The sequence below is a fragment of the Bradyrhizobium sp. WYCCWR 12699 genome, from assembly GCF_032144035.1.
Lineage (GTDB): Bacteria > Pseudomonadota > Alphaproteobacteria > Rhizobiales > Xanthobacteraceae > Bradyrhizobium.
In genome coordinates, this window is sequence record NZ_JAVTJN010000039.1 from 1625887 (window position 1) to 1650278 (window position 24392).

Sequence of the window (24392 nt, forward strand, 5' to 3'; positions counted from 1 at the left end):
TATACAATAGCAGGGAGATTGGATCATTCAAGGCTCATCTATGTGTAATATAATACCTTTATCACCATAGATGTATACACATGACGCCAAGGTCATCTGCTCTCAGATGAATGGCGCGGATTACCCTCCCCTGGAGGGGGAGGGTAAGAAAGGCTAGCGGCTACGCCCCGAACACCTTCGCCAGGCCGGCCTGCGCCTCTTGCTGGATCCGCTTCAGGTGCTCGGGACTGCGGAAGCTTTCGGCGTAGATCTTGTAGACGTCCTCGGTGCCGGACGGCCGAGCCGCGAACCAGCCGAAATCGGTCTCGACCTTGATGCCGCCGAAGGGCTGGCCGTTGCCGGGCGCCTTGCTCAGGGTGGCACGGACGGGGTCGCCGGCGAGCTCCTTCAAGCCGAGCTGCTCCGGCGTGACGGACTTCAGGATGGTCTTCTGCGGCCCGGTCGCGGCGACGTCGATGCGGGAGTAATGGGGCATGCCGAACTCGGCGGTGAGGTCGCCGAACAGCTGGCTGGGATCGCGGCCGGTCTTCGCCATGATCTCGGCGGCAAGCAGACCGAGGATGATTCCGTCCTTGTCGGTGGTCCAGACCCCGCCGTCGCGGCGCAGGAATGAGGCCCCCGCACTCTCCTCGCCGCCGAAGCCGAAGCCGCCCGTGAGCAGGCCGTCGACGAACCATTTGAAGCCGACCGGCGTCTCGACCAGCTTGCGTCCGAGCTTCTTGGCGACGCGGTCGATGATCGAGCTCGACACCACGGTCTTGCCGATCGCGGCATCCTTGCTCCAGTTCGGGCGGTGCGCGAACAAGTAAGATATCGCGGTCGCCAGATAGTGGTTCGGATTCATCAGGCCGCCGGTGCGCGTGACGATGCCGTGCCGGTCGGCGTCGGTGTCGTTGGCAAACGCGACGTCGAAGCGGTCGCGCATCCCGATCAGGCTCGCCATCGCGTAAGGAGACGAGCAGTCCATGCGGATCTTGCCGTCCCAGTCCACCGTCATGAAGCGAAAGGTCGGGTCGATCGCCTCGTTCACCACGGTGGCCTTCAGGCCGTAGCGCTCGATGATCGGATGCCAGTAGTGCACGGCGGCGCCGCCGAGCGGATCGATGCCGATGTTGATGCCGGCGGATTTGACCAGCTCGAGGTCGACGACGTTGCCGAGATCGGCGACGTAGGGCGTGACGAAGTCGGTCGGATGGACGTTCGATGATTTCAGCGCCCTGGCATAGTCCACGCGCTTCACGCCCTTGAGGCCGTCGGCGAGGTAGGCATTGGCGCGCTTCTCGACGACGCCGGTGACATCGGTGTCGGCCGGGCCGCCATGCGGCGGATTATATTTGTAGCCGCCATCTTCCGGCGGGTTGTGCGATGGCGTGATGACGACGCCGTCGGCAAGGCCGCTCGTACGCCCTTTGTTATGGGCGAGGATCGCGTGCGAGATCACAGGCGTCGGCGTATAGCCGCCGTCCTTGTCGATCATGATGTCGACGCCGTTGGCGGCGAACACCTCGACCGCGCTCACCAGCGCCGGCTCGGCCAGCGCGTGGGTGTCGATGCCGATGAAGAGCGGGCCGGTCAGCCCCTTTTCCTTCCGGTAGTCGCAGATCGCCTGGGTGGTCGCGAGGATATGGCCTTCGTTGAACGTGTTCTTGACGGAGGTGCCGCGATGGCCGGAGGTGCCGAACGCCACGCGCTGCGCGGGATCCGCGACATCGGGCTTGCCGGCGAAATAAGCCGTCACCAGCCGCGGAATATTGGTGAGCGCGTCCGGCGAAGCCTGCTTGCCTGCCGCGGGATGAACATCAGCCACTTGAATATCCTCGTCGTTGTCGAATTGAGGCCCTGCCGCACCATAGCATTGGGCTTGCACACGCCAACTCAAAAGCCATCGGCCGACGCCGGCAACAAATGGCCGCATTTGGGTCCATGAATGGGGACATGACCATTCTCGCAACGGCCCTGCTGCTCGCCAGTTCCTTGGTGCTATCGTCTCCCGGATACGTCGAGCAAACCGGTATCGAACTCAACCCGATGCTGCGCAACGCAGCCGTGGATCATGACCTCGCCAAGGTGAAGCGCCGGTTCGAGCGGGAGCTCCGTAGCGACAGCACGGACAGCCCCGGCGCATCCACCGGGCGCTAGCGCCGCGCGTCGGACACATCGGCACCGCAATGCAAATTGCGGGATCATGCTATGGTCGAGGCCTTCCGGCTGTTCGAATCGCCTCATGGCTGTCCTACGCAAGCTGCTCCCCCTGCTGATCGCCTGGCTGATCCCGGCGAGCGGGCCGTCGTCTGCGGGGGCGACGGAGTTTTACACCGAGGATCTCCGCATCCCCATGGCGGAGGCGGGGCCGCAGGGGCTCGAGGCCTTTCTGGTCCGCCCGGCCGGCGCGAAGCGCTATCCGCTCGCGCTGCTCAACCACGGTTCGCCGCGCAGCTTCGACGACCGCGCGAGCATGTCCGCGCACCGATATTACGGCATCGCGCTGGAATATGCCCGGCGCGGCTTTGCGGCACTGATCGTGATGCGGCGCGGCTACGGCACCTCGCCCGGCGGACGCGTCGACAGCGTCGGCGGTTGCGCCAAGGCCGCTTACCTCCCCGCCGCCGCGGTCGCGGTGGCTGATTTGCGCGCTGCGATCGATGCGATGGCGCGGCGGAGCGATGTCACGACATCAGGCATGATCGCGGCCGGCCATTCCGCCGGCGGGCTCGCCACGATCGCGCTGACGGCGCAGGCGCCGCCCGGTCTCGTCGCCGCGATCAATTTCGCCGGCGGCCGCGGCTCGCGCGACGATGACGACGTCTGCAACGAGGATGGGCTGGCGCAGGCTTTCGCCACCTTCGGCAAGACCTCGCGCGTGCCGACACTGTGGGTCTACGCGACCAACGATTCCTATTTCGGCCCTGACCTCGCGCGCCGCCTCCATGACGGGTTTCGCGCCGGTGGTGGCAACGTAACATTCATCGCTGCGCCGCCCTTCGGCGACGACGGTCACTATCTCTATTCGGTGGCGAGCCGTCCGCAATGGACGCCCTATGTCGACGCCTTCCTGCGCGAGCGCGGCCTCCTCGGTCGCGACATCCTGAGCTTGCCCGAGACCTTACCGCCGCCGCGCCAGCTCAACGAGGCCGCCAGGGGCGAGTTCGCGCGCTATCTCGCCAGCATGCTGCCGCACAAGGCTTTCGCGGTCTCGCCGGACGGCGGCTATGGCTGGCGCGCGGGACGCATCACGGCCGAGGAGGCCCAGCGCGACTCGCTGGCTGCCTGCATGAAATGGTCGCAGACCTGCTCGCTCTATGCGATCGACGACCATTTGGCCGGGCCGTTGCAAGCGCCCCCCACCGACCAGAGCGCCCGCGCGCGGCAGTGACGGCGCGGGAAGCCGGTTGTTAACTCCGGCGATTTATGACGGAGCGATGCTGTGGGATCGGGCACGCTTCAATCTCGGCGCGACGTGGAGGCACGTGGCGGTCGTCCTGCTGTTGTCGGCCCCGCTCGGCGCGCACGCCGCAGACGGCGCCACGGAGCTCGGCGCCGGCGAGACGCCGTCGTCCCGGGCCCTGATCCGGAAGATCATCGAGCGAGAAACCGCGAAGACCGACTTACCGGCCGACATCGCCGAAGCGGTCGTCTTCGTCGAAAGCGGCTACAATTCGGCCGTCATCGGCAGCGTCGGCGAGATTGGCCTGATGCAGGTGCGACCCGAGACGGCGGCGATGCTGGGCTTCCGGGGCAGCGATGCGGAGCTCGCCGAACCCGACATCAACATCCATTATGGGGTGCTTTATCTCAGCCAGGCCTGGCGACTGGCCGGCGGGGACATCTGCCGCGCCCTCATGAAATACCGGGCCGGCCATGGCGAGGAAGCCATGACGCCGCGGTCGCAGGTCTATTGCAACCGCGCCCGCAACCGTCTCGCCGCCTTGAACTCGAAGGCGCTGGAGGTCGAGGTCGCGACCGCACCGGAGCCGGCGCCGGCGCCCCGCCCCACTCCCGCCGCGCCCGCAGCGGTCCCGGCAAAACGGGTGAACACATCGAAGGTCGCGGCGCAGCCCAAAACCGTCTATGCCCGCTATCGTCAGGGCACCGCGGCGGCCAGCCGCGCCTATTGGGCTGCTCACGAGGCCAGGGTCAGCCGGATCAAGGCGCGCATCGAGGCGAGATGGAAGCGGGTCGCTTCGCGCTGACGAGGTTGCGCTACAGCCGCTCGCTGAGCGCGAGCTTGTAGCCGACGCCGGTGACGGTCGCGATCACCGGCGTGCCGCTGCCGACGAGCTTGCGGCGCAGCCGCGCCACCAGCGCATCGACCGTGCGGATGTCGACCTCGGCCTGGCGGTTGCTGACGACTTCGATCAGATAGTCACGGCTGAGCGGCCGTCCGTCGGCGCCGACCAGCGCCGCGAGCAGGTCGAACTCGGCGCGCGTCAGCGCCACCGGCTTGCCATCGCTGCCGAGCAGTTCGCGCCGGGTCAGGTCGATGATCCAGTCGCCAAACGCGATCGAATTGTGGTTGCGCGCCGCCTTGCGGTCGAGCGAGCGCCGCCGCAGCACGCTGCGGGCGCGCGCCAGCAGATCGCGCAGATTGATCGGCTTGGTGACGTAGTGGTCGCCGGCGATCTCGAGGCCGAGGATGCGATCGACATCGGTGTCGCGGCGCGTCACGAAGATGATGCCCGCGTTGCTGGTCGCCTGGATTTCCTTGGCGAGCTCGAAGCCGTCGCCGTCGGGCAGCTGCAGGTCGAGGAAGACGAGATCGGTGCGCGCGCGCAGCGCCTGGCGGCATTCCGCGCAGGAGCCGGCGCCGACCACGTCGAAATTGTTGTCGCTGAAATAGCCGACCAGCATCGTCCGCGTCACCGGATCGTCCTCGACGACGATCAGCCGCTCGCGGCCGGCGGGACGCAATTCCCGAAGTGCGGAATCAACCACGGTCTTGGGTGTCCTGTTTGCCTGCGGCCCGCCCTGCAAATTCAAGCCGCCGCGCAATGCGCTGTCATGTGAACGGACATTCACGACTTGTTCGAGCCCCCGAAATTAGCCGCCGCAATAATAGGCGCGTTGCGACGCGCAAACAATATTGCTCATGGTCTCGACACATTAAGTATGAAGTGGCCCACAATTCTCATCGCGCGCATCAATGCGCGGGATGGGCCCTGTCGCCGGCATTGCACCCAGCCTCGGCCACCGATCCCGCACATTCGAAACCGGGATCAACCCCCGGTTAAGGTAAAAAAGGCGTTCGGCTTCGGAAAGCCCGGCGCCGCCACTATGGTCGCGCCTGCGCACAACAAGGAAACCACGGAGCAGGCGTGATGCAGGGGCAGGCCCGGTTGGCTGCCGGTCGAACCGAGCGAGGCACGGTGCCGTTCGCTCGTTCACACACGCTCGATGTCCTGCGCGGCCTCGCCATCGCCGGCGTGATGGCCATCCACGTCTCGCAGGCATTTCCGTCGAATATCCGCGCCATCGATTTCGCCTTCATGTGCGGCTGGACCGGCGTCAACGTGTTCTATTTCGTCAGCGCCATGACGATGTGCCTGATGTGGACGCAGCGCACCGAAACCAGTCCGACGCGCAAGTTCTATATCCGCCGCTTCCTGCGTATCGCGCCGCTGTTCTGGCTCGCGATCCCGATCTATCTCATCATCAACGGCACCGGACCAAGCGACAATGCGCCTAATGGCATCGGGCCGCTTCAGGTGATCCTGACCGCGACCTTCCTGCACGGCTTCTGGCCGGACAGCGTCAACAGCGTGGTGCCCGGCGACTGGTCGATCGCAGCGGAGATGACCTTCTATCTCACCTTCCCGCTTCTGATCACCGCGTTCGGGTCGCGCCGTCATCTTTATCTCGCGCTCGCGATCGTGCTGCATCTCGTCAATGTCTTCCTGTTCAAGCCGTGGGCCTTCGCGCTGTTCTCGGCCTATTACGGCCCTGGCCACGGGGCGTTCGTCTGGACCACGCTGCACCTTAGCTTCCTGAACCAGCTTCCGGTCTTTCTGGTCGGATGCGCGCTGTTCTTCTCGCTGCGCGACGGCTTTGCCAAGTCGGACGCCGCGATCTATGCCGTCTTCATCGCGCTGTCCTTCATCGCCGACCGCGTCACGGGCTCACACGAGTTCAACTATCTCATGATCAACCTCGTGCTCGGCGCGCTGGTTGCCGGTTGCATCAAGCTTGCCATCCGCTTCCAGCCGCTTGAGGCGCTCGGCCGCAATTCCTACTCGATGTACCTGTCGCATTTCGCGGTGGTCTACGGCCTGCGTCAGCTCTGGCCGCTCGCGGACGGGCTGGTTTCGCTGCTCATCGCCTATGTCGTCACCGCCGCGCTGAGCTATCTGATCGCGCGCGCCACATGGCATCTGGTCGAACGGCGCGCGCAGGACCTGGCGCATCGCCTGACATCAGCGGGATCGGACCGGTCAAGCCTCCGGCCAACCGTCGCCGCCACGGCGACCAGCATGCGCTGAACGACCACCACCCGCCCCCGCCGATCAGGTGCGGCTTGCTTCATTGCCGCCTTCGACTCTACTGTGAGGACTCTTCACACGGGAGTGGGCACCATGGAGGTCATACTGCTCGGCACCGGCGGCCCGCGCCCGGACCCGCGCCGCATGGCGACGACCACGCTGATCAGGCTCGGCGACGAGAACATCCTGTTCGACGCCGGCCGCGGCGTCGTGGTGCAGCTCAGCAAGGCCGGCGTTCCACTCGGCGCGATCAACACGGTCTTTCTCACGCACCATCACTTCGACCACATCGGCGACCTCTACGACGTGATGCTGAATTCATGGATGCACGGACGCGAGGACGCGTTGCGCGTCCATGGTCCCCCGGATACGGAACGGCTCGTCAACACGCTGATCACGCAGGTCTACGACAAGGACATCACCTGGCGCGATCAGGGCGAGCCGAGCCTCGGCGGCTGGAAACCTGTCGTCGCAACCGACATCATACCGGGTCCCGTTCTCGACACCGGACGCTGGAAGATCAGCGCCGAACTGGTCGAGCATGGCGACGGTCTCGACATGCAGCCGGCCTTCCTCGCGCGGTGGATGTGCCTCGGCTACCGCTTCGAAGCCGAGGGCAAGGTCATTGCGATTTCCGGCGACACCGTCCCCTGCCCCGGGCTCGAGCGGCTGGCACAGGGAGCCGACCTGCTCGTCCAGTGCTGTTTCCTCGCAACGCCGGAGATCACCAACGAGCACCTTCGCCGCCTTGCGAAATTCACGATCGCCTGCGGCGACACCGTCGGCAAGGTGGCGGCCAAGGCCGGGGTCAAGAAGCTCGCGTTGACCCATCATCGGCCGCGTACCAACGATGCCATGCTGAACGCACTGCTCGAAGATGTCAGGCAGGACTATTCGGGTCCTGTCGTGCTCGGCGAGGATCTCACGCGGATCGAAGTCTGAGGGCCGTCGCCCGGCCCGCAACGTGATGTGCGCGCAGGCCTTCCGGCATCAGGACGATCCGACCTCGATCCGGAACGACAATTGCTCTTCCGCGCCTGCTGCGATGTGCATCAGGCCGGGCTTGTCGCTGAACTCGCCGTCGAACCCGGCTGGACTGGCGTAACCGCGCCAGGGCTCGATGCAGAGGAAGGGTGCGCCGGATGGTTTCGACCAGACGCCGAGCTCGCGAAAGCCGCGCCAGGACATTGTGAGCCAGGGACCGGTGGGCGCGGCATAGCGGACCGCGTTGCTCTCGATCGGGTCGAAGATGACGGCATCGTCGGTGAAAAGGGATTCGGACAAGGGGAGCACCGCACCTTTGACCGGGCTCGGCTCCGTTGCCGGGCGCAGCAATCCGCCATCGAGACGGCGGACGGGAGACGATTCCGCGCTCGCGAAAGTCAGCGAATAGCTCTCCTTGGCAAGCCCCGGCTGGAGCGGCCAGTTGAACGCGGGATGACCGCCGATCGAAGCCGGCAATGTCTCCTTGCCTTTGTTGGCGATCGTGAGCGTCAGATCGAGGCCGGCGCTGTCGAGCGTGTAGCTTGCGGTCAGCCGGAATGCGAACGGATAGAGCGCACGCGTCGTCTCGCTGTCTTCGAGCACCAGCACGCAGCGGCTCTCGCCGCGTTCCGTCCACGCAAAACGGTTGTCGCGCGCAAAGCCATGCTGGGTCAGCCGGTAGGTCTTGCCCCGGTGCCGCAATTCGTCCCTGGCGAGGCGCCCGACGATCGGAAACAGCAATGGCGCATGGCGCAGCCATTCCGGCCCCGCCTGCCAGACGAATTCGGTGGTGCCGTCCTTCAACGAGCAGAGCTCGGCGCCATGCGCCTTGATGGTCGAGACAAGTCCGCCGCTGCGGAGAGTGTGGGTATCGTCACTCATGGCCGACATCTACACTGCGCCTCCAACCGCAGCAAGGCGGGCACCAGCCATGCGCGGAGCGTCGGCACCGCAGCAGAGCTGCGTCATATTTCTGTACCTAACGGTTGCTCCTTTACGGGTTCGTCCGCCGCCTGCGTCTCGCAGCCCGGGCGAATTCCGATCAACCATTGTGGTAGCCAATTGAAATTCTTCATCAACGGCCGCTTTCTATCGCAAAAGCTCACCGGCGTTCAGCGCTACGCTGCCGAAATCGTCAAGGCGATCGACGCGCAGCTGGCATCGGAGCAAACGCCGGCGTCGCTGCGAAATGCAGACTGGCAGTTGCTGACGCCCGTGGATGCAAGCGAGGACCTTCACCTCGAGCGAATCAAGGTCCGCAACGTCGGCCGCTTGCGCGGGCACGCCTGGGATCAAATCGATCTGGCGCGGGCCGCGGCGGGAGGCCGCTTGATCAGCCTGGCCAATGCCGGCCCGGTGTTCCATCGCGACCACATTGTCGTGATCCACGACGCGCAGGTCTTTCGCAGGCCCGACTTCTTCAATTGGCGCTATCTGGCCGTTCACCGCACGATGGGCCGGCTGCTGGCCCGACATGCAAGCATCGCAACCGTATCCGCTTTTTCGCGCAAGGAGCTTGCCGAAGTGCTGAATCTGTCGGCAACCGCGATCCCGGTTTTTCCCAACAGCGCAGAGCATTTCGCCAAGACGAAGCCTGATCCGGACATCATTGCCCGACTCGGCCTCCAGCCCCGAAAGTTCTTTCTCTATGTGGGCTCGCGGACCAAGAATAAGAATCTTTCCGTCGCGATCCGAGCGGTCCAGCTGCTCGATCGGGCCGACGTTCCGCTGGTCATCGTCGGAGGCGATAACAGCAAGGTCTTTCAGGACAATTCAGGCGATGGAGCCTCCGGCCTGCTGCTGGCCGGGCGTCTGACGGACGCTGAGATCGCGGCGCTCTATGCGCACGCGTCGGCGTTCGTATTCCCTTCGCTCTATGAGGGTTTTGGCGTGCCGCCACTCGAAGCCATGATCTTCGGTTGCCCGGTCATTGCCTCGACGGCCGATGCCGTCGTGGAGACATGCGGCGACGCCGCTGCGTATTTTAGCGCCAGCGATGCCGAAGCGCTGAAGCAGCTCATGCTCGAAAGACTGGCAACGGGTGCCATCTCCGATCAGGAACGCATGAGGCAGCACGATCGCGTTGCATTCTATTCGTGGAAGAAATCGGCGAAGGCCCTGCTCGATCATCTCGCAGGCCCGGCAAACGTCGCCAGCGCTGCTTGAAATTCGACACGACTCGCCCGTTGCGCGCAATGGTTCCTGCACAAACCTTTTGCAACTTGCTGCCTGATGCGCGGTTCCATGACATTTCTTTCGCTTTTACAGCGATCGCACGCACGCGAATGATCATGGCGCAACATCACCACATCGCTGCCCCATTATCGCTACGTATTCGAGGAACTGTGTTTCGCACTAGCGAACACAGAACAGGGATACACGATGTCCGGCTCTCCGACGCAGCCTTATGCGAGGCAAACGATGAAAGTGCTGCACATCGCCGAGACGATTCGGGGCGGGATTGCGAGCTACCTGAACGAGTTGCATCCTCAGCAACAGGCAAGCTTCGGCGCGGACAATGTGCATTATGTCGTGCCGTCGGATCATCGTCGCGATCTTCCTGGGGTCGATGACAATCATATTACGACGTTCGAACGGCCCAGCCGCGGTGTCGCCGGACTCTTCCAGATGCTGCGCGCGAGCATGCAGGCCCTGGATGCCTTCCGTCCTGATGTCGTGCACCTGCATTCCTCGTTCGCGGGCCTCGTGCTCCGTCCTGCGCTTGCGGCCCGCTCGGACGGACCGCGTGTCGTCTATTGTCCGCACGGCTGGGCGTTTTCGCGCCAGACCGGCCGGCTCAGTCACGTGGTGACAAAGGCGGCGGAGAACCTGCTCGCACGAACGTCGGACCGAATCATCTGCATCTCCGGCGACGAGTTCAACGAAGCCGTCCGAGCGGGAATTCCCGCCGACCGCCTCACGCTTGTCCATAACGGCATCTCGAAGACGCGCTCGCCGCAGCCCGTCGCGGCAGACTGGACCTCCAAGAAGGTCAAGGTTCTCTTCATCGGGCGCCTGGACCGTCAGAAGGGCTTCGATCTCCTGATCGAGGCGGCGCGCGAACTCGAAGACGTACTTGATGTCCGCATGATCGGCGCCTCCGTTGTCAACAAATATGAAGGCCCGAGCGTCCCGCCCAACGTGTCCCTGCTGGGCTGGCTCGACCGCCCGACCATCGAGACCCAGCTCGAGGCTGCCGATCTCGTCGTGATCCCGTCACGATGGGAGGCCTTCGGCCTCGTTGCCCTGGAAGCGATGCGCGCAGCAAAACCCATCCTGGCGTTCCGCAGCGGAGCATTGCCCGAGATCGTCGTCGACGGCGTCACCGGCGTGCTTTGCGAGCCCGTCGCCGTTCAGCCGCTCGTCGACGGTTTTCGGCGGACGCTGGATTTCGATCTCAAGGTGCTGGGACAGCGCGGCTACGACCGGTTCAAGCAACTCTATGACGTTCAGAAGACGCATGGGCAGTTGCAGCAGGTCTATCTCGAGCTGCTCCAGAACGAAGGGACGCCGGTCGCGGCGAAGGCGGGACTGCAATCGGATCTCTCCAAGAATTTCTGATGGCTCGACTATTCGCACGCACCTTGGTTCGCGACAGTCTCCGCCTCGCGAGCCTCATCGCATCCGTTTTTCTGCCGGTCTCCGTCTGCGCACAGCAGGCGCAACCGCTCGATGCCCGATTCCTGCTGGGGGTCGGCACGCATCAGGGCCTGGGTGGCCCGGTGAGCACGCGCGGATACGTGCCTGCGGAGAACGTCACCCAGATCAAGCAGCTTGGCCTCAACGCCTTCCGCGACGATTTTCCCTGGTCCGATTTCGAGGTGGGGGGACGCCGGATGGGGTTCACGCCCAGGCTCAGCCGGCTGGAATCGCAAGTCAGGTCCGGCGTCGCCCGCCCCCTTCTGATCCTTGCGTTCGGCCATCATCTGGTCCCGAATTCCACGCCGCCGACGACCGATGAGGCGCGGCAGCGGTTCGCCGATTATGCGGCGGCGGCGGCGCAATCGGTCCTGCCGCAGCATCCACTCTTCGAACTCTGGAACGAATGGAATCTGGCGGCGAAGAAAGACGCCGCGTTCTCGCCGGAGAACTATCTGGCGCTCGCGCAAGTCGCGCGGCCGGCGGTCAAGCGGGTTGCACCTAATGCGCCTTTCCTGGTCGGCGCGCTCGGCGACGATCCGGGCTGGACATGGACGGAGAAGATGCTGCGAACCGGCATCCTTCAATATGCCGACGGTGCTTCGATCCATCTCTACAATTTCTGCATGGGCCCGAGCAAACGCACCTCGGCCGAGATCATCGACCGGCTCACGGCGTTTCACCGCCTGGTCGGCCAGGCGAGCGGAAACCCCGATTTCCCGATCTATGTCACCGAGACGGGCTGGACCACAGCCAGCAACAAATGCGGCGTCAGTGAGCAGGCCCAGGCCGACAATACGGCGCAGCTCATCCTGTGGGCGTCGACCGCGGCCCGCTGGCTCAAGGGCATGTGGCTCTATGAGCTCAAGGACAGTGGAAAGAATCCGTCCGAGCTGGAGGACAATTTCGGGCTCTATCGTTTCGACAATTCGCCAAAGCCGGTCGCCTGCGCGGCTCAAGGCGCCTGGGCCTTCATTCGCTCCAGCCTGAGTGCCGAGCGACGCGAGCTCGCCAGCGGCGTCGTGTCGATCAATGCATCGACGGCCTCCGGCGGCAGAATTGCCGTCTGGTCCGAGGCTCCGGACCGGCGCTACGAAATTCGGCTCAAGGGAGATCAGCAAGGCGCAAGCTTTGCGATGCCATGCGACCAGGCGGCGAAGCCTGCGTCCGGGGTCTGGATTCCCGTCTCGAGCACACCTGTTCTGATTGCAGCCAATGACAGTGCCGTTCCCACCCTGGAGATCAGGCCGGCGCGGTAGAGCCGATTTTGCAGACATGAGGTTGACGCGATGAAAGTTCTTTTGACGTCCACGCTTTATCCGACGCCTCAGGCACCCAAGATCGTCGGCGGCGCGGAGATCTTCGCCCGTCGTTTCGCCGAAGGCCTGGTGCAACGCGGTGACGAAGTGGAAGTGATCCGGGCCGCATCCACCCCCGAGCAGGCCCCGGAAACCTGCGACGGCGTCAACGTCTACTCCGCTCCGGTGCGGAACGTGTATCTGCCCTTCACGGAGCAGAAGAACGTCGCATTGCGCAGCATCTGGCACGCGATCGACGACTGGCAGATGCAGGCACCCCTGATCGCGGAACGTATCCGGGCCTTCAAGCCGGACGTGCTGCACTCCAACAATCTGTCGGGCCTCACCACCGCGATCTGGCGCGTCGCCGCCCAGCTCGGCGTTCCCGTGCTTCATACGCTTCACGACTATTACCTGACCTGTCCGCGCTGCTCCCGCTTCGACCACGGACGATCCTGCGAGCACACCTGCACGAGCTGCGGAATTCTGAGCTTTCATCGCAAGCGTGCCACGCACTGGCTCAGCGCCGTGGTCGGCGTGAGCGAGCGCGTCCTGTCCATTCATACCGATATGGGCATGTTCGCGGAGACGCCGATCCGCACCGTGATCCGCAATGCCTCGACCGAGCCGCCGCAGTCGCCCTATCCCCGTCCGATTTGCACCACCGAGGTGACGTTCGGATTCATCGGCCGCCTCACCGAGGAAAAAGGCATCGACAATTTGATGCGGGCTCTGGCGCTGCTGCCCCCGGATCGCATCCGCATGATGATCGCCGGCCGGGTCAGCGACGAGGAGCAGCGACGCCTCAGGACGCTCGCGCCGGATGCGCGAATCGAGTTCATGGGCTTCGTGGCGCCGGACGATTTCTACAAGCAGGTCGACGTGGTGGTCGCGCCCTCCATCTGGCACGACCCCGGTCCCCTGGTCGTCGCAGATGCCAAGGCGGCCGGCAGGCCGCTGCTCGGAACGCGCTTCGGCGGCATGCCCGAGGTCATCCAGCACGGGGTGACCGGCTGGCTGACCGAAGCCGATCCGCAATCCCTGGCCAAGAGCATGCTCGCGGTCGCAGCCGACCCGCACAAGATCGACGAGATCAGCCGGCGCCTGATCGCCGATACCAACAAGTGGATCTTCTCCGACGTGCTGTCTTCATACAAGAATCTGTATGAACAATTGCGCGAGCAGCGGATGTCGCAGGTGCGCGCAGCAACGGCCGACGCGCCGCAGGGAGCGGCGATCGTCGGTAAGGAGCGCCTCATTCCGCGATGACACGCCTCTTCGCGATGGCGGGCTACCTCTATCAAAGCGCCGCGGCGATCATCCTGATCTTCGCGATCAGCCATCTGCTGCCCGCCGCCGACTACACCAACTTTTCCCTCGCGCTGGCCTCGAGCCAATTGCTCTGCGTGCTGATGTTCGAATGGCTGCAGCTGGCCGGACTGCGTTTTCTGGCGGCAGCCGAGGAGGACGAGGCGGCCCGGCTGAGGTGGTCGCTGCTTGCGGCCGGCCTGACGAGCGCGGCCGCGCTCGTCGTGGTCGGGAGCTGCGCGTCGCTGACCAGCGTGCTGCCGAGAGGGATCATCGCGCTGGGCCTGAGCATCTCCGTCCTCCAGGGACTGACGGATCTCTATTTCCTGTCGATCCGCCTGTCCGACCGGCTCGGCATCGCCTCCGTCCTTCTGGCGCTGCGGGCCACCGCCCTCCTGGCCGGTGCCGTCGCGGGAGGCGTGATCTCGGGAACCGCCGAAGCGGCGCTGCTCGGCATCGCGTCGGGGCACGCCCTGGGCCTCCTCGCCGGCCTTGCCGCCTATCGCACGCCGATGGAGCGCGTGTCGTTGCAGAGGATGCTGGCCGACTGGAAGGAATTCTCCCGCTACGGCATGCTTGCGGCGGGCGCGTCCGTCATCCATCTGTCGGTGCCGGTGCTGCTCCGTGTCATCGTCATCGGCCGGCTGGGCGCGACGGGGGCCGGGGCCGGATTTTCGATCGCGCTCGACCTGCTGCAACGTCCCTTCTGGGTTCTCAATGCCGCGATCCACACCGTGAGCTATCCCGAGGTGGTCCACGATTTCGAGCACGCAAGCGGCGCAAAATCGGTGCAGTCGGCGCGGCGGATGTTCGAATTCATGATCTGCACCACCCTGGTGCTGCTCGGCGGACTGATTGGATTCATTCCAGATGCAGCCCGTATCCTGGTGCCGCAGGCGAGCCTGGCCGGCTTTCTGGAGACGGCGCCAATGGTCGCCGCCTTCTATTTCCTGCACACCCATCTGCAGGCGACGATCGCGGTCGTCCCCCATCTCGAGAAGCTGGCGACCAGGCTTGTCCTCGTCGCGGCCGGCCAGCTCGCTCTTGTCGTCGCCTTCGCGCTGGTCGCGACCTCGGCCGGCCTGTCCCCGCGCGGCGCGGTCGGCTGCGCTGCGGTCGCCACGCTCGCGACCATGCTGGTCGCACTCGGTCCGACCCTGCGCTTTGAGGCATTCCCGCGCTGGCCGCTCGTCATACAGGCCCTGGTGGCCGCGATCCTGATCGGATCGCTCGGGTCGATGCCGACGGAGCCCGCGACATGGCTCGCCGGCAAGATCGTGATCGCCGCGATTGCGACGGCGGTCATTGGATGGCGCGGGGACTTTCTGATGCCGGCTCGCCGCGGCTGATTCTCGCACCTCCTGCGATGCAGATCGGGTTCCGGTACGGAACGGGCCCTCAGCAACGCGCTCCTGCCGCATCCCTGAGCATTCACAACCCCTACGGGTAAATCATGGGGTTTAACCGCTCATGGAAGCGGCATCTGCGAACTTCCCGTGCAGGACAGAGCGCGAGCTGCGCCAAAGTACGGGGCGAAGATACTCCGAACGGCGGACACGAGCGCCACATCGCGGCGTCGCAACACCCGCCGTATGAAGTCTTTCGCGCCGCCTGCGCATACATTCAGCAGTGCAAATCGCGAAAATCTTGAAAGCGCCTTCCTCGCGCCACGCTGAACCGGCATCGCATCGATATTCTGCTGCTGCCGAGCAAGTCTGTTCCTGCACAAGGAACCGCGTTTCGCTCGAGATTTGCAGCTTCGTTTTTATCTGAAATTCACACTCGCCAGAGAAGCTTGAACGCAAATCCTGCGAGCAATTTCGTTCGCGCTGAAATCGAGTGTGCAATGTCCGATCAAACCATCCTGTCCGCCAGCGGCTTCATCAACTCCATTGGCGTCAACACCCACGCCGGCTTCGGGTGGACCGGCTACAACAATCTCGCGCTGATGGTCGACGACCTCGAGTATCTCGGCGTCACCCACCTCCGCGACGCGATGGGGACCAGCCCGGCTGCGCAACCCGTTGTCGATGGCCTGGCCGCCGCCGGCTACAAGTTCGACTTCCTGGTGTCGTCCGCCCTGCCCCAGACTGGCACAACCGGACTGCAGAACTACATCGCCTCGCTCGAGAAGTTCGCGGTGAGCCATCCGGGCAGCATCAGCGCCATCGAAGGGCTCAACGAGGCCAATCACCAGCCCTTCAGCTACAATGGCAGCTCGAGCCTCAGCGCCGCGGCTCAGTTCCAGAGCGCGCTCTACCAGGCCGTCAATGCCAACGCCACGCTCGGTAGCATCCCCGTCTACAATCTGTCACTGGCCTACAACGATCCGCAAGGCTACAGCCAGCTCGGCAACATGTCGGGGTCGGTCGACTACGCCAACGCCCATGCCTATGTCAGCACCAGCCTGACGAACGGCAGCTCGATTTCGGCAACGCTGAGCGCCGTCATGACCGCGGCGCCGGGCAAGCCTGTCGTCATCACCGAGACCGGCTACACCACCCAGGCCAACACCCAATATCTCGGCGTCAACGAGACGGTGCAGGCCAAATCGATCCTGAACACCCTGGTCGATGCCTACAAGGCCGGCGTGAGCGCCACCTATCTCTACGAGATGTTCGATCGCGACTCGTCCGCCGGCAATACCAATCCCGAAGCCAATTTCGGATTGTTCAATTCCGACGGGACGCCGAAGCTCGCCGCCACCGCCATCCACAATTTGACGACCATTCTGGCCGACGACGGCAAGGGCAGCCTGCAGCCGACTGATCCGTTGAACTACACCCTGAGCAACATGCCGGCGACCGGCAACAGCATGGTGCTCGGCAAGAGCAACGGCGCCTACGAGCTCGTCGTGTGGGCGGAGCCGAAGCTTTGGAACGATTCCACCGATAGCGAGGTGTCCAACACGGCCCAGACGGTCACCGTGAATCTCGGCGGCGTGCATCATTCGGTGAAGGTGTACGACACCCTGACGGGAACCACGGCGATCGCCAGCTACACCGACGTCAGCTCGATCACGATTCCGGTCAGCGACCACCCGCTGATCATCGAGATCGACGCGCCCCCAGCAACGTCGACTCCGCCGGACACGATGACCACCGTCAGCGGCACGGCCGCCGAGATCGTGCCGCAACTGTCCGACCTCAGCGAGTCGACGGCACTGCAGACCATCACGCTGACCGGCTCGCACGTCCTGCCCGTCGCCTCCAAGGCGACCATGGACTACATCATTGCCCATTACGGCAGCGCCCTCTCCAAGATCCAGGGCGGATATTCATTCTCGGTGACCAACTCGGCCGCGACCTGGATCAACACAAAGACTTACGATGCCAGCGGAAAGCTTCTGTCGAGGTCCGACACTGGGCTTAATTCGAGCGGGCAGCCGACCTCGACCACCGTCGTCTACAGCGATGGGTCCCAGGACTTAATCAGCTACGCCGCCGGGGTGAAGACGAAATTCGTTCATGTCGGGATCGACGCGATCCGGACCACCGATACCTACAATCCGGCCGGAATCATTCTAAGCGAAATCGTGCAGAAACCGGACGGCTACTACTCCACAACGCTCTACACCAACGGCCTCAAGACCACCGCCTATGTCAAGAATGCTGACGGTTCGCAGGACAACTATTCCTACAACGTCACCGGAAAGAGCTTCACCACCCAGGTCCAGCACCTTGACGCGTCGGGGAAGGTCACATCGGTCACTCGCAGCCATGCCGACGGCTCGCTGGACTCGACGCAGGTCTACAACAGCGACGGCAGCAGCGTGATCACCACCTATAGCGCCACCGGCGTGAAGCTGGTTGAGACGGCTTATCATGCCGACCACAGCAAGGATGTCTGGACCTACAACATCACGGGCCAGAATTACACGACCGAGCACGACGTCTACAGCGCCACCGGCTTCCTCACCAGCCTGACGCGCCTGCACAGCGACGGCAGCCTCGCCTTCAAGCTCACTCAGACCACGGACGGCACCAAGACGACCGATTGGTACAATGCCGCCGGCAGCCTCACCAGCGAGGTGGTGCAGAAGGCGGACGGCACTACGTCGACCACGACCTACAGCAACGGCGTCAAGACCAATACCTATGTGAAGAATGCCGACGGTAGCCAGGACAACTATGCCTATGGCACCACCGGCCAGAGCTACGCCACGCTGATCCAGCACATCGACCCGTCGGGCAAGGTCACGGCCGTCACCCGCAAGCATGCCGACGGCACGCTCGACTATACCCAGGTCATCAACAGCGACGGCAGCAGCGTCGTCACCAATTACGACGCTGCGGGGACACGGATCAAGGAAACCGACTTTCATGCTGACGGCAGCAAGGACGTATTCCTCTTCAACATCACCGGCCAGAGCTACACGACCGAGCACGACATCTACGATGCGAGCGGCTTCCTCACCACGCTGATCCGCAAGCACGCCGACGGCAGCATGGCCTTCAAGCTGGTGCAGAGCGCCGATGGGACCAAGACGACGGACTGGTATGACGCCAAGGGCGTGCTCACCAGCGAGGTGTTCCAGAAGCCGAGCGGTTACAGCTCGACCACGGTGTACGCCAACGGCGTCAAGACGGCGGCGTACATCACCAATGCCGACCAGAGCCACGACAATTACAGCTACAACATCACCGGTCAGAGCTACACCACGCAGTACCAGCACCTCGACCCCACAGGCCAGACGACCGAGGTGACCCGCTGGCACGCCGACGGCACGCTCGACTACACCCAGGTCGCCCACGGCGACGGCGGCAGCGTGGTCACCAACTACGATGCGGCCGGCGCCAAGAAGACGGAGACCGACTACCACGCGGATGGGTCGAAGGACGTCTTCCAGTTCAACGTGGTCGGCCAGACCTACACCAAGGAGCACGACACCTACGATTCGACCGGCTTCCTGACCAATATCGTTCGCACCCACGCGGACAGCAGCCTGGCCTTCACACTGGAGCAGAGCGCCAACGGCACCAAGACCTCCGACTGGTACGACGCGCACGGCGTCATCACCAGCGAGGTGACCACGAAGCTCGACGGTTACAGCTCCACGACGGTCTATACCGGCGGCGTGAAGACCGCCGCCTATATCAAGAATGCCGATGGCACCTCGGACAACTGGAACTACAACGTCACCGGGCAGTCCTACACGACGCAGCACCAGCACCTCGATGCTTCGGGCAATATCGTCGAAATTACAAGGACCCACGCCGACGGCACTTTGGATTTTACCCAGCTCATCAACAACGACGGCAGCAAGCTGACCGACACCTATAACAGCGCCGGCATCAAGACCCAGGAGATCGCCAGCAACGCCGACGGCTCGAGGGACGTCTTCCTGTTCAACTTCAACGGACAGACCGGCACCACTCGGCACGAGAGCTACGACACAGCAAAAGCGCTGCAGTTCATCGATCAGACCAAGGCCGACGGCACCCACAATGTCACGGCCGTCGCCAGCGGCGTGACGATCCACGGTGGAGCGGGCGACGACGTGTTCTCAGCCGCGCCGAACGCGACCACCATCGCCTACGACCACGGCCAGGACCAAATCCTCAACTTCCAGGCCGGCGATGGCACGACCCACGACGTGGTCCAGATCTCGAAACTGCTGGCGGCGGACTACAGCCACCTGCAAATCACGCAGTCCGGCACCAACGCGCTCATCACGTTCTCCGCCACCGACTCGATCCTGCTGAAGAACGTCTACGTCTCCAGCCTGACGAGCCACGACTTCCTGTTCGTCTGAGCACGGCGAATTCGAGCCGAGAGGCCCGGGACCATGTCGGTCCCGGCCCCGTCGTTTGTTGGGCGCCTGGATGATCGATGAGCAGGACGCCGGCTGCCATTCGCAATGGGATGGCTCCCATGAATTCGGGCGAGCTGCCCCGATTGCGCCGCATCGGCCAACGCGCAGCGAACTTGCGTCACAATTCGCCGTTAGAGACGGAGACGAACCGCGCAAGGACTCCGAGGCCCGATGGAAGCCAGTGAAGCAAGACGTTTCGTCGTTCTCGACTTCTACCGCTTCGTCGCTGCGCTCGGGGTCTTCATCTTCCACCTGAAGCTGATCGACGCGGGCATCTCGCCGGCGTGGAACGGGTCCTACGGCCTGTTCGTGGACATGTTCTTCATCCTGTCCGGCTTCGTGATCTCCTATTCCTATTCTTCAACCTCGGCAGGCTTGCGCTCCTATACGCGCTTCCTCGTTAGGCGGATCGCGCGAATCTACCCTTTGCATTTGCTTACATTATTGATATTCGCGGTCCTTGCTCTCATGGGCATATCCGGTCCCACCTCGCACGCGAGCTGGCTGGATTTCATTCAAAACTTCTTCCTCGTGCAGGCGTGGGGTGTTACAGATCATCTCAGCTTCAACTCGCCGGCCTGGTCCATCAGCGCCGAGTTGTTCTGTTACCTTCTATTCCCGCTGTTCGTGCTGCTGGCTGGCAGGATTTCGCCGCTGATGCTCGCGATCATCGTCGCGCTCTCTTATGGAATCCTCGCCCACGCTCACCTGCCGATCTGGCAGGAGCGCTCGCAGATGTACGGGGCAACCTTCGATTTCGGCATGTTACGGGCCCTTCCAAGCTTCCTGAATGGGATTCTCCTGACGGTCCTGTTCAGGCTCTCCGGCGACTATCGCAAGAAGCCGGTCGCATTCGCCGGAATAGCGCTGTTTGCTCTCTCGGTCCTGGTCCTCAACGTCTATGCGAAGCCCGACCTTGCAATCATGCTCTTCTCTCTGACTATCCTCGTCACTGCCACTGGAGAAAGCGCTTTCGCCCGGTTTCCCGGTTCTGACTGGCTTGGCCGCCTAGGCAACACGTCGTATGCGATCTACATGGTGCACGAAGTGCTGCTGATCCTGCTTTTCAAGCCGGCCTGGCACTTTTTCGGATTTCAACCAAGCATGTTTCCCGGGTTTGCGTTGGCCTGCTGCATCGTTTTGACAGTCGTTGCCGACGTGACATATCACTATGTCGAAAATCCCGCTCGAAAGTTGATCAACCGGCTTGCGGCGGGCGATGCAAGATCAGCCCGCATCCCGAAGACCGAGCCGCTCGATCTTTCCGAGACCAGACAGGCCGCTAACGCCAGCTAGGCGTGCAGGCCAGATCTTGCAGCTAGGTCCTCGACGATCGCCGCACACGACCCAAGACTTCCTGGCATATCCGCACGACGGCCGGCCGGGCGAGCGCGATAACAACGACAAGATAAACCGAAAAACCAAGCAGCACGAGCGCGGCGAGACGCAGCCACGGCAACGTGGCAGGAATGGTAAGGGAGGCACTAACCACCGCGCATGCCATCACAGCGGAGCCCGCAAGTCCGGGCATCAGCGCCGCGGCGTAGGACCTGATACCGAGCGACAGGATCCGCATCGAGGCTCCGGCGGATAGCGGATACAGCGACAAGGCGCGAACGACATAGCCGACAGCAATGGCGATAAGACCAAACGGCGCAGCGAGGATGAAGATTGCTATGTTCGAAACCGCGTAGATTAGGGTCAGCCAAGTCTGCCAGTGCGGTTTGCCGAACGCCAGGATTACGGAGTGATTGTAGAGACCGATCGTGGTCAAGAATCCAGTGACCGACATGATCGCGAGTAGAGGGGCGGCCTCGCCCCACTTGGACCCGAAGAAACCGACGATTAGATCCGGCGCCAGAACGGCAATGCCGGCGAAAAGCGGCGCCGTCAGCAGCGACGTGTAGATGACGAAGTCAACCAGCGTCGAACGCGACGCTGCTCGGTCATGCTGGAGGCCAGCGATGGTCGAGAAAAACACGCGGTTCAACGCATTTCCGATTACGGTACTCACAGCGTTGACCAGGCGCTTGGCGAGGCTGTAGAAGCCGGCGCCGGCGGCGCCAGTATACCAAGTGACAAAAATCAAATCGGAATTGGCGTTGGCGAAGTTCGTGATTCCCGTCAGCGCCACGTATCGTGCATAGCTCAGGAGCTCGATAACAGCCTGCCGGCTGACCCGGAGCCGAGGGCGCCAGGGCGTCAGGATCCAAAGGCTGACCAGCGAGATCAACGAAGTCGAGACGAGTTGCCCGACAAGCGCAATGACCCCGTAACCCTGGGTCGCTAGACCGATTCCTACGGCCCCGCCAACCGAGATTGAACAAAGCGAGCGGATGGCGAGGGATCGAAAGAGCTGATTGCGCGTCAACCAGGCTTCGTGCGTCCGTGACAGGCCTTGGACGGCCACCACGACGCAAAATCCTTGGAGAACGATGGCAATATTCGAAAGACCCGAGAATCGTTCGATAGCGCCGCTCGAGGCGAACAGTGCGAGCGCTGCAAACAAGGAGAGGCCCGCAATAAGCCAGAACGAGGCAGTATAATCCTCGTCCTTCGGCTCGGGGCGCGCCTGGACGGCAATCGCGATGCTCTCGATCAGAACTGCTCGGCAGAATTCGAGCGCCAACGCCCCCGTTGCCACGATGCCGAGAATCTGTGGCGACAGCAGCCGCGCCATGATCATGTAGATTGCGAGCGTGAGAGCCTGCCCGACCGCGGAATCGAGTGCGGACCAAATGACGCCCGAAACGATCGAGCGCGGTTTGATAATCTCGTGGCGCAATTGGGAAGCCTGTCACAATCTCGGGTAGGCCGACGTTTGTCGATGGGCCATTGGCTGCAATGGTCCAATAGTCGCCTTGTTTACGAGGACACTACGGCAAGAAAGCAGCTACGATCCGAGGCAGCATGAATTTTCGAGGCAATCTACGACGGCTGATCAACGAGGTCGGTTGCGACTTTATTCATCAACTGCCGTATCCGCACGTGGACTTGTTCTTCTGGCGTCCCGACGACGGAACGATAAATTTCGGCGACCATCTTTCGATGATCGTCGTTGACCATCTCTTGCGGCATTTCGGCTATACGCTTGCCGATGAGGTGCCGCGGCAAACGCGCTTGTTCGCGATCGGTTCCGTGCTCCATTACGCGCAAGACGGCGATGTGATCTGGGGAAGCGGCGTGAACGGGCGCCCAGGTCAGGACGACCTCAATCGCCGCGTGCAGAATTTGGACGTGCGCGCGGTGCGTGGCCCTCGTACACGGGAGATTTTGCAACGCCGGGGCATCGCGGTACCCGAAGTGTTTGGAGATCCTGCGTTGCTGCTTCCCCAGCTGTTTCCGAATCGCTTTCACCGGACTGCTAGAAAGCCATGGGTGTTTGTTCCGAATTTGCACGATTTAGGTCTCGTTGACTGTGCGGCCGAGACAGTGGTCTCACCGCTGGGATCCTGGAATCGGCGGATTGAGGCCATTCTCGAAGCCGAACTGGTTCTGGCGAGCTCGCTACACGGGATCGTTGTCGCCGAGGCATTCGGGATACCGGCGCGATACGTGCGCCTTAGCAACGCAGAGTCCGAATTCAAGTATCGCGACTATTACGAGGGCACCGGCCGGTTCGCCGTCGAGTTTGCCTCAAGCATTGACGAAGGTCGCGAGATGGGTGGGGCTGCCCGCCTCAACTTTGACCATCGTGCCTTGATGAGTGCATTCCCGATCGACCTCTGGAGCGGAAAGAGCTGACATGGGCCAGCGCCTCCGTGTGGCCATCTACGCGCCGCATTTCTCCGAGTATTCCTATCGGTTGGCAGCGGGATTGGCGCATCATTGCGACGTCCGCTTGGTGCTCAACCGCAAGGACGCCAACCAGCAATGGGAATTGGCCGATATCGCCGTCCCGGCGCCTTTCGAGACGCGAGTTCGCGACCTGAGCCTGCGCCGCGGCGGCGTGATCGGCATCCCGGTCTCGTTCCTCGACATAATTTCATTTCGTCCGGACGTGATTCATTGTCACGAAGTTCCGGAGATCTACACGTCCAAGCTGATCCAGTTGCTTCGTCCGCTCGGCATCCCTCTCGTGCTCACCGTTCACGATGCGATTCCGCATTCGGAGGGCGGCTCCGGCACGTCGCCACGCGAGGACAGCTGGCGTGAACGCATGCGCGCCGCCGCGTCGGTCGTCACGACGCACGGCGAGAGCTGCATTGCCGATTTCCGCCGCGCGTCACCCGACTTCAAGGGCGAGACGGTTTCCAGCATGCACGGCGTGCTCATGGTTCCGCCGGCCAGGGGTACGATCACCGCGCCCGAATCCACGCGCATCCTGTTTTTTGGACGGATGTGGGCCTACAAGGGCCTGGATGTCTTCATCGACGCGATCGACATCTTGGCCCGGCGCGGCGTGGCGCACGAGGCGATCGTTGCCGGCCGCGGTCCCGAGATGACGCGGCTCGGCGCGCGGATGGAGGCGATGCCGACGGTCAAGACCATCAATGCCTACATTTCACCTGCCGATACCGGGCGACTGTTTCAATCCGCCTCCGTGGTCGCCTTGCCGTACAAGGATGCGACGCAGAGCGGCGTGCTTGCATCGGCTTACGGCAATGCGCGTCCCGTCGTCGCCAGCGCCACCGGCGGCATTCCCGACGTCGTCACCGACGGCGTCAACGGGTTGCTTGTTCCTCCCGGCGATGCCACGGCACTGGCAGATGCGCTCGAACGCGTGCTGACCTCGAAACCTCTTGCCGCGACATTGACCAACGGCGCACAGCAGACCGCGGCCGGCATCTTGAACTGGGACCGCATCGCCGAGGGATTACTGGGCTCCTATCACAAGCTCGCGGGTCGTACCGTGAGCTGACCGCGACGGCACCG

The 24392-nt window shown here is 63.2% G+C and carries 18 protein-coding genes; 14 read left to right on the forward strand and 4 right to left on the reverse strand.

Translation table 11 applies throughout. From position 1 onward, the window contains the following. Nucleotides 1–160: 160 nt before the first annotated feature. Nucleotides 161–1807, reverse strand: coding sequence for a phosphoglucomutase (alpha-D-glucose-1,6-bisphosphate-dependent) (gene pgm, locus RPS27_RS38325; protein WP_212065655.1), 1647 nt, complete (start codon nucleotides 1805–1807; stop codon nucleotides 161–163). A 128-nt stretch (nucleotides 1808–1935) separates the two neighbouring features. On the opposite strand from pgm, the gene RPS27_RS38330 reads away from it, so the two are divergent. The 3 genes from RPS27_RS38330 (at nucleotide 1936) to RPS27_RS38340 (ending at nucleotide 4190) form a co-directional block, all read left to right on the forward strand. Then, a complete protein-coding gene (locus tag RPS27_RS38330; protein WP_194406509.1) occupies nucleotides 1936–2139 on the forward strand; it encodes a hypothetical protein in 204 nt (67 codons plus the stop codon). 85 nt (nucleotides 2140–2224) lie between these two features. Beyond that, entirely contained in the window at nucleotides 2225–3373 is a 1149-nt protein-coding gene (locus RPS27_RS38335) for a S9 family peptidase (protein ID WP_212065656.1), read from the forward strand. 46 nt (nucleotides 3374–3419) lie between these two features. Next, nucleotides 3420–4190: a transglycosylase SLT domain-containing protein gene (locus tag RPS27_RS38340; protein WP_212065657.1), complete on the forward strand. Its 771-nt coding sequence runs from the start codon at nucleotides 3420–3422 to the stop codon at nucleotides 4188–4190. 10 nt (nucleotides 4191–4200) lie between these two features. Here the strand turns inward: RPS27_RS38340 and RPS27_RS38345 are convergent, their stop codons facing one another. Next, nucleotides 4201–5016 carry a response regulator transcription factor gene (locus RPS27_RS38345; RefSeq protein ID WP_212065658.1) on the reverse strand — a complete coding sequence of 272 codons (816 nt, stop codon included), beginning with the start codon at nucleotides 5014–5016 and terminating at the stop codon, nucleotides 4201–4203. A gap of 299 nt (nucleotides 5017–5315) precedes the next feature. Between RPS27_RS38345 and RPS27_RS38350 the strand changes: the two genes are divergently transcribed. Together RPS27_RS38350 and RPS27_RS38355 are read left to right on the forward strand one after the other, a co-directional pair. Then, entirely contained in the window at nucleotides 5316–6473 is a 1158-nt protein-coding gene (locus RPS27_RS38350) for an acyltransferase (RefSeq protein ID WP_212065659.1), read from the forward strand. Nucleotides 6474–6566: 93 nt separating this feature from the next. Further along, the gene (locus RPS27_RS38355) at nucleotides 6567–7415 is read left to right on the forward strand and encodes an MBL fold metallo-hydrolase (RefSeq protein ID WP_212065660.1); all 849 of its coding nucleotides are present in this window, start codon (nucleotides 6567–6569) and stop codon (nucleotides 7413–7415) included. Between the two features lie 48 nt (nucleotides 7416–7463). On the opposite strand, the gene RPS27_RS38360 is transcribed toward RPS27_RS38355, so the two are convergent. Further along, nucleotides 7464–8339 (reverse strand): aldose 1-epimerase family protein, encoded by an 876-nt coding sequence (locus RPS27_RS38360; RefSeq protein ID WP_212065661.1) that lies wholly within the window; start codon nucleotides 8337–8339, stop codon nucleotides 7464–7466. Nucleotides 8340–8519: 180 nt separating this feature from the next. On the opposite strand from RPS27_RS38360, the gene RPS27_RS38365 reads away from it, so the two are divergent. The 7 genes from RPS27_RS38365 to RPS27_RS38395 all read left to right on the forward strand — a co-directional run bounded on the left by RPS27_RS38365 (nucleotide 8520) and on the right by RPS27_RS38395 (nucleotide 20813). After that, nucleotides 8520–9623, forward strand: coding sequence for a glycosyltransferase family 4 protein (locus RPS27_RS38365; protein WP_211419542.1), 1104 nt, complete (start codon nucleotides 8520–8522; stop codon nucleotides 9621–9623). A gap of 255 nt (nucleotides 9624–9878) precedes the next feature. After that, nucleotides 9879–11018, forward strand: coding sequence for a glycosyltransferase (locus tag RPS27_RS38370; RefSeq protein WP_212065662.1), 1140 nt, complete (start codon nucleotides 9879–9881; stop codon nucleotides 11016–11018). Beyond that, complete coding sequence (locus tag RPS27_RS38375; protein ID WP_212065663.1) at nucleotides 11018–12355, forward strand: hypothetical protein; 1338 nt, start codon at nucleotides 11018–11020, stop codon at nucleotides 12353–12355. Before RPS27_RS38370 ends, RPS27_RS38375 begins: the two co-directional genes overlap by 1 nt. A 30-nt stretch (nucleotides 12356–12385) precedes the next feature. Continuing rightward, nucleotides 12386–13663 carry a glycosyltransferase family 4 protein gene (locus RPS27_RS38380; protein WP_212065664.1) on the forward strand — a complete coding sequence of 426 codons (1278 nt, stop codon included), beginning with the start codon at nucleotides 12386–12388 and terminating at the stop codon, nucleotides 13661–13663. Beyond that, nucleotides 13660–15051 carry a hypothetical protein gene (locus RPS27_RS38385; protein WP_313755036.1) on the forward strand — a complete coding sequence of 464 codons (1392 nt, stop codon included), beginning with the start codon at nucleotides 13660–13662 and terminating at the stop codon, nucleotides 15049–15051. The genes RPS27_RS38380 and RPS27_RS38385 overlap by 4 nt, the downstream gene beginning before the upstream one ends. A 497-nt stretch (nucleotides 15052–15548) precedes the next feature. Next, nucleotides 15549–19457, forward strand: coding sequence for an RHS repeat protein (locus RPS27_RS38390; protein WP_212065666.1), 3909 nt, complete (start codon nucleotides 15549–15551; stop codon nucleotides 19455–19457). A 231-nt stretch (nucleotides 19458–19688) separates the two neighbouring features. Continuing rightward, nucleotides 19689–20813 (forward strand): acyltransferase, encoded by a 1125-nt coding sequence (locus tag RPS27_RS38395; protein WP_313755037.1) that lies wholly within the window; start codon nucleotides 19689–19691, stop codon nucleotides 20811–20813. Between the two features lie 22 nt (nucleotides 20814–20835). Here the strand turns inward: RPS27_RS38395 and RPS27_RS38400 are convergent, their stop codons facing one another. Then, a complete protein-coding gene (locus tag RPS27_RS38400; RefSeq protein ID WP_212065668.1) occupies nucleotides 20836–22302 on the reverse strand; it encodes a lipopolysaccharide biosynthesis protein in 1467 nt (488 codons plus the stop codon). Between the two features lie 125 nt (nucleotides 22303–22427). Between RPS27_RS38400 and RPS27_RS38405 the strand changes: the two genes are divergently transcribed. Together RPS27_RS38405 and RPS27_RS38410 are read left to right on the forward strand one after the other, a co-directional pair. Beyond that, nucleotides 22428–23261 (forward strand): polysaccharide pyruvyl transferase family protein, encoded by an 834-nt coding sequence (locus tag RPS27_RS38405; protein WP_212065669.1) that lies wholly within the window; start codon nucleotides 22428–22430, stop codon nucleotides 23259–23261. Nucleotide 23262: 1 nt separating this feature from the next. After that, on the forward strand, nucleotides 23263–24378 hold the full coding sequence (locus RPS27_RS38410; RefSeq protein ID WP_212065670.1) for a glycosyltransferase family 4 protein: 1116 nt from the start codon (nucleotides 23263–23265) through the stop codon (nucleotides 24376–24378). Nucleotides 24379–24392: the final 14 nt, after the last annotated feature.

Bases quoted from the DNA above. Each gene is read 5' to 3' on its own strand.
- RPS27_RS38410 (WP_212065670.1), top strand. From the start codon at position 23,263: ATGGGCCAGCGCCTCCGTGTGGCCATCTACGCGCCGCATTTCTCCGAG.
- RPS27_RS38355 (WP_212065660.1), top strand. From the start codon at position 6,567: ATGGAGGTCATACTGCTCGGCACCGGCGGCCCGCGCCCGGACCCGCGC.
- RPS27_RS38395 (WP_313755037.1), top strand. From the start codon at position 19,689: ATGGAAGCCAGTGAAGCAAGACGTTTCGTCGTTCTCGACTTCTACCGC.
- RPS27_RS38380 (WP_212065664.1), top strand. From the start codon at position 12,386: ATGAAAGTTCTTTTGACGTCCACGCTTTATCCGACGCCTCAGGCACCC.
- RPS27_RS38335 (WP_212065656.1), top strand. From the start codon at position 2,225: ATGGCTGTCCTACGCAAGCTGCTCCCCCTGCTGATCGCCTGGCTGATC.
- RPS27_RS38405 (WP_212065669.1), top strand. From the start codon at position 22,428: ATGAATTTTCGAGGCAATCTACGACGGCTGATCAACGAGGTCGGTTGC.
- RPS27_RS38385 (WP_313755036.1), top strand. From the start codon at position 13,660: ATGACACGCCTCTTCGCGATGGCGGGCTACCTCTATCAAAGCGCCGCG.
- RPS27_RS38370 (WP_212065662.1), top strand. From the start codon at position 9,879: ATGAAAGTGCTGCACATCGCCGAGACGATTCGGGGCGGGATTGCGAGC.
- RPS27_RS38390 (WP_212065666.1), top strand. From the start codon at position 15,549: ATGTCCGATCAAACCATCCTGTCCGCCAGCGGCTTCATCAACTCCATT.
- RPS27_RS38350 (WP_212065659.1), top strand. From the start codon at position 5,316: ATGCAGGGGCAGGCCCGGTTGGCTGCCGGTCGAACCGAGCGAGGCACG.
- RPS27_RS38360 (WP_212065661.1), bottom strand. From the start codon at position 8,339: ATGAGTGACGATACCCACACTCTCCGCAGCGGCGGACTTGTCTCGACC.
- RPS27_RS38375 (WP_212065663.1), top strand. From the start codon at position 11,018: ATGGCTCGACTATTCGCACGCACCTTGGTTCGCGACAGTCTCCGCCTC.
- RPS27_RS38330 (WP_194406509.1), top strand. From the start codon at position 1,936: ATGACCATTCTCGCAACGGCCCTGCTGCTCGCCAGTTCCTTGGTGCTA.
- RPS27_RS38340 (WP_212065657.1), top strand. From the start codon at position 3,420: ATGCTGTGGGATCGGGCACGCTTCAATCTCGGCGCGACGTGGAGGCAC.